The organism is Streptomyces sp. NPDC060205, assembly GCF_042728395.1.
Classification (GTDB): domain Bacteria; phylum Actinomycetota; class Actinomycetes; order Streptomycetales; family Streptomycetaceae; genus Streptomyces.
Map to the genome: position 1 here is coordinate 1 of NZ_JBHWZP010000397.1, position 7874 is coordinate 7874.

Genomic DNA, 7874 nt, shown 5'->3' on the forward strand with positions numbered 1-7874 from the left:
GCACCCGACGAACTGCCCTCCGCGCATGCGGCTTTGAGGGGCGCGGGGAACTGCGCAGTCCTGTAGGCCCGCGCCCCACCGGACCCGCACACACCCACCGCGCGTGCATCCCCGTTTTTCAGGGGCGCGGGGAACTGCGCGACCAGCCCCCACCGGTCCCGCACCCGTCCAGCCACCGTGCGCACGCAGCTCCTTCGATTAGAGTGCCGCTCAAAGAGAGGCAAGCTTTACCGCAGGTAGATCTATCCCCGCAGCGGCCCCAGCGTTAGAGTGGCGCTCGATATGAGACTCACCCCCACCGAACGCGACCGCCTCCTCCTCTTCGGCGCAGCCGAACTCGCCCGCGCCCGCCGAGCCCGCGGCCTGAAGCTGAACGTCCCCGAGGCGACAGCCGTCATCGCGGACGCCGTCTGCGAGGCGGCCCGCGACGGACGGCGGCTCGCCGAGGCCATCGCCGCGGCCCGCGCGGTGCTCGGCCCGGACGACGTGCTCCCCGGCGTCGCGGACATCGTCACCGAGGTCCACGTGGAGGCCGTCTTCGACGACGGCTCCCGCCTCGCGATCGTCGGCGACCCGATCGGCGGCGGCCTGGGTGAGGCCGGCCCGGGCGCCCTCCTGCCCGGCCCCGAGCACACCGACCCCCGCCCCACGCGCACGCTCACCGTCACCAACACCGCCACCGTCCCCGTCTCGGTGACCTCCCACTTCCACTTCTTCGAGGCCAACCCCCGCCTCGCCTTCGACCGCGCCGCCGCCTACGGCACCCACCTCGCCGTCCCCGCCGGCGCGTCCACCCGCTTCGCCCCGGGCGAGACCGTCGAGGTCGGCCTCCTGCCGATCGGCGGCGACCGCGTGGCGATCGGCTTCGCAGGCCTCGTGGACGGCCCGCTGGACGCCCCGGGCGCCAAGGCGGAGGCCCTGCGCAGAGCGGCGGCCTGCGGATATCTGGGAGCGGTCGCCCCCGAGGGAGGGAACGCGTGAACCCGTACGAGTACGCCGCCACCCACGGACCCCGCGCCGGCGACCGTGTCCGCCTCGGTGACTCCGGGCTGACCGTGCGCGTCGAGTCCGACGCCCAGAAGTACGGGGACGAGTTCCTCGCCGGGTTCGGCAAGACGGCCCGCGACGGACTGCACCTCAAGGCCGCGGCCGTCCGCGACACCTGCGACGTCGTGATCAGCAACGTCCTCGTGATGGACGTGGCGCAAGGGATCAGGAAGGTGTCGATCGGCATCCGGGAGGGGCGGATCGCGGCGATCGGGCGGGCCGGCAACCCCGACACCCTCGACGGGGTGGATGTCGTCGTGGGCACCGGCACGACGATCGTCTCCGGGGAGGGGCTGATCGCCACCGCCGGAGCCGTCGACACCCATGTGCACCTGCTGTCGCCGCGCATCATGGAAGCCTCGCTCGCCTCCGGCGTGACGACGATCGTCGGCCAGGAGTTCGGCCCCGTGTGGGGCGTCGGCGTCAACTCGCCCTGGGCCCTGCGGCACGCCTTCAACGCGTTCGACGCCTGGCCGGTCAACATCGGCTTCCTCGCCCGGGGTTCGTCCTCGGACCCGGCCCCGCTCGTCGAGGCCCTCACCGAGGGCGGCGCCTCCGGCTTCAAGGTCCACGAGGACATGGGCGCCCACACCCGCGCCCTGGACACCGCGCTGCGCGTGGCCGAGGAGCACGACGTACAGGTGGCGCTGCACAGCGACGGCCTGAACGAGTGCCTGTCCGTCGAGGACACCCTGAGCGTCCTCGACGGCCGGACCATCCACGCCTTCCACATCGAGGGCTGCGGCGGCGGCCACGTACCGAACGTCCTGAAGATGGCGGGCGTGGCGAACGTCATCGGCTCCTCCACCAACCCCACGCTGCCCTTCGGCCGGGACGCGGTCGCCGAGCACTACGGGATGATCGTCTCCGTCCACGACCTCAAGCCCGACCTGCCCGGCGACGCGGCGATGGCCCGCGACCGGATACGCGCCGGGACCATGGGCGCCGAGGACGTCCTGCACGACCTCGGCGCCATCGGCATCACCTCCTCGGACGCGCAGGGCATGGGCCGCGCGGGCGAGACCGTACGCCGGACCTTCGCGATGGCCGGGAAGATGAAGGCCCAGTTCGGGCCGCTGGAGGGCGACGGACCGGACGACGACAACGCGCGCGTCCTGCGCTACCTCGCCAAACTGACGATCAACCCGGCGCTCGCGCACGGCCTCGCCCACGAGGTCGGCTCCATCGAGACCGGCAAGCTCGCCGACATCGTCCTGTGGCGACCCGAGTTCTTCGGCGCGAAGCCGCAACTCGTCCTGAAGTCCGGCTTTCCGGCGTACGGGGTCGTGGGCGACCCGAACGCGGCCACCGACACCTGCGAACCCCTGGTGCTCGGGCCGCAGTTCGGGGCGCACGGCGGCACCCCCGCCGACCTCTCGGTGGCGTTCGTCGCGCAGGCGGCGCTCGACCAGGGCAACGACCTCATGCCGACCCGCCGACGCCGGGTGGCCGTCCGCGGCACCCGCGGCATCGGCCCGGCCGACCTGCGCCTCAACTCCCGTACGGGAGACGTCGACGTGGACCGGGACACCGGCCTCGTCACCCTCGACGGCGACCCCCTGCGCTCGGAGCCGGCCGAGTCCGTGTCACTCAACCGCCTGTACTTCCTCTGAGGATCACCCGATGACGACCGCTGCCGCCGACGGCTTCCGCATGCCCGCCGAGTGGGCCCCGCACGAACGCACCTGGATGGCGTGGCCGGGCCCGAACCCCACCTTCGACGACCCCGCCGACCTCGCCGAGGCGTGCGCGGCCTGGGCGGCCGTGGCCCGCGCGGTCCGCCGCTTCGAGCCGGTCACGGTCGTGTGCGGGCCCGGCCGGTCCGCAGAGGCCCGAGCCCTGCTGGGCCCCGGCATCGACACCGTCGAGCGGGACCTCGACGACGCATGGATGCGGGACATCGGCCCCACCTTCCTCGTCGGCGGCCGGGGCGAGCGGCCCGAACTCGCCGCCGTGGACTGGACGTTCAACGGCTGGGGCGCGCAGGCCTGGGCCCGCTGGGAGCACGACGCGAAGATAGGGGCGTACGTGGCGGACCTCGCCGGCGCCCGTACGTACGCCTCCGCGCTCGTCAACGAGGGCGGCGCGATCCACGTCGACGGCGAGGGCACGGTCCTGCTCACCGAGACCGTGCAGCTCGGACCCGAGCGCAACCCCGGCTGGAGCCGCGAGGAGGTCGAGGCCGAGATCCACGGCATGCTCGGCACCCGCAAGGCGATCTGGCTGCCGCGCGGCCTGACCGGCGACTACCCGGCCCCGCCCGGCGAGGGGAACCACGGAGCCCCGGACAGCTTCGGCACCCTCGGCCACGTCGACATCGTCGCCGCCTTCGCCCGCCCCGGAGTGGTCGTCGCGCACTCCCAGCCCGACCCGGCCCACCCCGACCACGAGGTGTCGAAGGAGATCATCGGGCTGCTGCGGTCCGCGACCGACGCGCGCGGCCGGCGCATCGAGGTCGTCGAGGTACCCGCCCCGACCGTCCTGGAGGCCGACGGCCACTGGGCCGACTACTCGTACATCAACCACTACCTCTGCAACGGCGGAGTCGTCCTCTGCGGCTTCGACGACCCGCGCGACGAGACCGCGGCCGGCATCTTCCGGCGCCTGTTCCCCGAGCGGACGGTGACCCTGGTGGACGCACGCGCGATCTTCGCGGGCGGCGGCGGCATCCACTGCATCACCCAGCAGCAGCCGAAGGCCGACCACGCGGAGGCACGATGACCACCCGCCGGCGCAACGCCGCGCCGCCGCGCGAGGACGTGCTCGCCGCGGCCATGGGGATGATCGCCGAACGTGGGCTGGAGAAGCTCACCATGGCGGGGCTCGGCAGTGAGGTCGGGATGAGCAGCGGTCATCTCCTCTACTACTTCCGGTCCAAGGACGAGTTGCTGCTGCGCGCCCTCGAATGGAGCGAGGGCCTGCTCGGCGCCGAGCGGGGCCGGCTGCTCACCCGGGCCGCTCCGGCGCGCGAACGCCTCGACGCGTACGTCGACCTGTACGTGCCCGAGGGGCACCGCGATCCGCACTGGACCCTGTGGCTCGAAGTCTGGAACCGCTCGCAGAACGCCGACGACGACGCCCGCGACCGCCAGGCCGCGATCGAGGGCGCCTGGCACCGCGACCTGGTGGCACTGGTCGCGGAGGGCGTCTCGCGCGAAGAGTTCCGGCCGGTCGACCCCGACCGCTTCGCCACCCGGCTGCGGGCCCTCCTCGACGGCTTCTCCATCCATGTGGCGATCGGTCTGCGCGGGACGGACCGGGGGCAGGTCCTCGGCCACGTGAGCGAGTTCCTGGACGAGGCGCTGCGCCCGCAGGCGCCCTCGCAGGCGCTCCCGGACGCTTGAACGCACGTCCGGGTTGTACGCGATATGACGGATTGACCCCTGCCGGGCGGTGCGTTTGCATCGGATGAGCCCTCGGCGCAGGGCCGGGGGACGAGCGCTACGGGGAAACCAGGGGGAATCTTTTGTACGCCAGTACGCGCACCATCCGCACCGCCCGCACGACACGCACCGCGCGCACCGCTCTCACCACGGCTCTCGTCGCCGCCGCGCTGACCACGACGGCTCTGACGGGCACCGCGGCGAACGCCGCGCCCGGCGTCCCGCACGCCGCACCGCACACCGAGCCGGTCAGCGTCACACCCGACGGAAAAGCGGGCGACGGCGCCTCGGACAACGCCGTCATCAGCCGCAACGGACGCTACGTCGCCTTCACCTCGGACGCCGACGACCTCGACCCGGACGTCCCGCACGGGGGCATGTACCTGCGCGACCTGCGCACCGACAGAACCCGCTTCGCGGGCTTCGGCGACGTCGTCGCGGCCCTCGACGACGGCCGCCTCGTCTACTCCGCGTCCGGCGACGTGACGCTCCTCGACCTGCGCACGGGCCGGCAGGAGAAGTTCGGCATCGAGATCCCCGAGGGCTTCTCCGGCCCGCCCGGCGCGGTCTTCGTCAGCCCGAACGGCCGGTACGCGGTCTACACGCTGTACGAGAGCGGCGAGGGCTCCGTCGTCCTCCTGCGCGACCGGACCGCCGGCACCACCGAGCGGATCAGCCACCCCCGGCCCACCTGGGAGCCGCGCAACGCCTTCGAGCCGACGGTCAGCGACGACGGCCGCCGCGTCGCCTACCAGTACACCTACGCCAACGGCCCGCGCGGCGACGACTGGGGCGACGTCTGGGTGTACGACCGCCGCACCGGCGAGCGCGTCCAGGCCGACCGCTCCCACGACGGCTCGGCCACCGAGAAGGAGTCGCTGCGCCCGTCCCTCAGCGGCGACGGCCGTACGGTCGTCTTCGAGTCCCGGGACACCCACCTGGTGCCCGACGACACCGACGGCGCCTGGAACGTGTTCGTGCACGACCTCGCCACCGGCACCAACCGGCGGATCCACGGCACCCAGGGCGGCCCCGGCGAGGCCTACACCCGTAACCCCGCGGTGAGCGCCGACGGGCGGTACGTCACGTTCATGTCGGAGGTGACGGAGGCGGGCGCGCAGTACGGCAAGGAGTGGCCCGTGTATCTGCGGGACCTGAGGAAGGGCACCACCGTCCTGGTCACGCCCGACACCACCGGCGGCACGGCCACCGCCGACGTCCGGCCTGGCGCGATCGCCGACGGCGCCCGCCGCATCGCGTTCCGGTCCGCGGACCCGTCACTGATCCCGGCCGGCGACACGAACGACGGCACCGACGTGTTCGTCCGCCACCTGCGGTGACCCACGGATGATCCAGCGGTGATCAACCGATGATCCAGCGGTGATCAACCGAGTGCTCGCATCCTGAGACGGACGGTGAGCACGGAGGAGGTCTGTGCCAGACTGCCTCCGTGCTCTCGTTCGCCATGATTATTGGCAGCAGGCGCGCCGGTCCGCAGTGACCACCACGTACGACCAGGTACGGGTGGACACCGTCGTCTCGACCCGCGCGCAGACCTCTCGCACCCGCGAGGGGTTTTTCGCTTTTCTGGCCCACCCTCAGCCGGAGGCGAGAGCGTGAGGGACCATGTGGGGACGGCGGAGCCGGTCATTCCGGTACCGACCGAGATCTGATCCTCAGGAGCCTTGACACCATGACCGAAACCAGCGAGCTCGACGATTCGTTCCACGTCTTCGACACCACCCTGCGCGACGGCGCGCAGCGTGAGGGCATCAACCTCACCGTCGCGGACAAGCTGGCCATCGCACGGCACCTGGACGACTTCGGCGTGGGCTTCATCGAGGGCGGGTGGCCGGGTGCGAACCCGCGCGACACCGAGTTCTTCGCCCGTGCCCAGCAGGAGATCGACTTCAAGCACGCCCAGCTCGTCGCTTTCGGGGCCACCCGCCGGGCGGGCGGCAAAGCGAGCGAGGACCCGCAGGTCAAGGCGCTCGTCGAGTCCGGCGCACCCGTCGTCACACTCGTCGCCAAGTCCCACGACCGGCATGTCGAACTGGCTCTGCGCACCACCCTCGACGAGAACCTGGAGATGGTCCGCGACACCGTCTCCTACCTGCGTTCCGAGGGCCGCCGCGTCTTCGTCGACTGCGAGCACTTCTTCGACGGCTACCGGGCGAACCCGGGTTACGCGAAGGCCGTCGTGCGGGCCGCCGCGGAGGCCGGCGCCGACGTCGTCGTCCTGTGCGACACCAACGGCGGCATGCTGCCCGCGCAGGTCCAGGCCGTCGTCGCCACCGTCCTCGCCGACACCGGAGCACGCCTGGGCATCCACGCCCAGGACGACACCGGCTGCGCCGTCGCCAACACCCTCGCCGCGGTCGACGCGGGCGCGACCCACGTGCAGTGCACGGCGAACGGCTACGGCGAGCGCGTCGGCAACTCCAACCTCTTCCCGGTCGTCGCGGCCCTGGAGCTGAAGTACGGCAAGAAGGTCCTCCCCGAGGGCGCGCTCTCCGAGATGACCCGCATCTCGCACGCCATCGCCGAGGTCGTGAACCTCACCCCGTCCACGCACCAGCCGTACGTCGGTGTCTCGGCCTTCGCCCACAAGGCGGGCCTGCACGCCTCGGCCATCAAGGTCGACCCGGACCTGTACCAGCACATCGACCCCGAACTGGTCGGCAACACCATGCGGATGCTCGTCTCCGACATGGCGGGCCGCGCGTCCATCGAGCTCAAGGGCAAGGAACTCGGCGTCGACCTCGGCGGCGACCGCGAGCTGATCGGCCGGGTCGTGAGCCGGGTCAAGGAGCGTGAACTGCAGGGCTACACGTACGAAGCCGCGGACGCGTCCTTCGAACTCCTCCTGCGCGAGGAGGCCGAGGGCAAGGCCCGCAGGTACTTCGACGTCGAGTCCTGGCGCGCCATCGTCGAGGACCGGCCCGACGGCAGCCACGCCAACGAGGCGACGGTGAAGCTCTTCGCCAAGGGCGAGCGGATCGTCGCCACGGCGGAGGGGAACGGGCCGGTCAACGCGCTCGACCGGGCGCTGCGGGTGGCCCTGGAGACCCTGTACCCCCAGCTCGCGAAGCTGGAACTGGTCGACTACAAGGTCCGCATCCTGGAGGGCAAGCACGGTACGGAGTCGACGACGCGCGTCCTCATCTCCACCTCGGACGGTGCGGGGGAGTGGTCGACGGTGGGCGTCGCGAAGAACGTGATCGCGGCGTCCTGGCAGGCGCTGGAGGATGCGTACACGTACGGCTTGCTCCGCGCGGGCGTCGAACCACCGGCGTAGCCACCCTTTTTCCTCGCCCCCGCCGCCCCTTCCCGTTCCCGTCCACGCATGGGGGCTGCGCCCCCTCGCCCCCCTGTCGCGCTGCGCGCTCCGTCCTCAAACGCCGGACGGGCTGAAAAACCAGCACATCACCCGCGAGTAGGTGT

At 72.0% G+C, this 7874-nt stretch carries 6 protein-coding genes; all 6 read left to right on the top strand.

All coding sequences use genetic code 11. The features are described 5' to 3' along the window. Nucleotides 1-282 precede the first annotated feature (282 nt). The 6 genes from ureA to cimA all read left to right on the top strand — a co-directional run bounded on the left by ureA (nucleotide 283) and on the right by cimA (nucleotide 7728). Nucleotides 283-981, top strand: a complete 699-nt coding sequence (ureA, locus tag ACFWGJ_RS38975; protein ID WP_387333693.1) for an urease subunit gamma — start codon at nucleotides 283-285, stop codon at nucleotides 979-981. Further along, nucleotides 978-2660 (top strand): urease subunit alpha, encoded by a 1683-nt coding sequence (locus ACFWGJ_RS38980; protein WP_387333694.1) that lies wholly within the window; start codon nucleotides 978-980, stop codon nucleotides 2658-2660. Before ureA ends, ACFWGJ_RS38980 begins: the two co-directional genes overlap by 4 nt. A gap of 10 nt (nucleotides 2661-2670) precedes the next feature. Beyond that, complete coding sequence (locus ACFWGJ_RS38985; RefSeq protein ID WP_387333695.1) at nucleotides 2671-3768, top strand: agmatine/peptidylarginine deiminase; 1098 nt, start codon at nucleotides 2671-2673, stop codon at nucleotides 3766-3768. Further along, complete coding sequence (locus ACFWGJ_RS38990; protein ID WP_387333696.1) at nucleotides 3765-4391, top strand: TetR/AcrR family transcriptional regulator; 627 nt, start codon at nucleotides 3765-3767, stop codon at nucleotides 4389-4391. Before ACFWGJ_RS38985 ends, ACFWGJ_RS38990 begins: the two co-directional genes overlap by 4 nt. 122 nt (nucleotides 4392-4513) lie before the next feature. Next, the gene (locus ACFWGJ_RS38995; protein WP_387333697.1) at nucleotides 4514-5770 is read left to right on the top strand and encodes a hypothetical protein; all 1257 of its coding nucleotides are present in this window, start codon (nucleotides 4514-4516) and stop codon (nucleotides 5768-5770) included. 353 nt (nucleotides 5771-6123) lie between these two features. Then, nucleotides 6124-7728: a citramalate synthase gene (cimA, locus tag ACFWGJ_RS39000; RefSeq protein ID WP_387333698.1), complete on the top strand. Its 1605-nt coding sequence runs from the start codon at nucleotides 6124-6126 to the stop codon at nucleotides 7726-7728. Nucleotides 7729-7874: the final 146 nt, after the last annotated feature.

Excerpts from the sequence above, each read along its gene's own strand:
- ureA (WP_387333693.1), top strand. The coding sequence starts at position 283 with ATGAGACTCACCCCCACCGAACGCGACCGCCTCCTCCTCTTCGGCGCA.
- ACFWGJ_RS38990 (WP_387333696.1), top strand. The coding sequence starts at position 3,765 with ATGACCACCCGCCGGCGCAACGCCGCGCCGCCGCGCGAGGACGTGCTC.
- ACFWGJ_RS38985 (WP_387333695.1), top strand. The coding sequence starts at position 2,671 with ATGACGACCGCTGCCGCCGACGGCTTCCGCATGCCCGCCGAGTGGGCC.
- cimA (WP_387333698.1), top strand. The coding sequence starts at position 6,124 with ATGACCGAAACCAGCGAGCTCGACGATTCGTTCCACGTCTTCGACACC.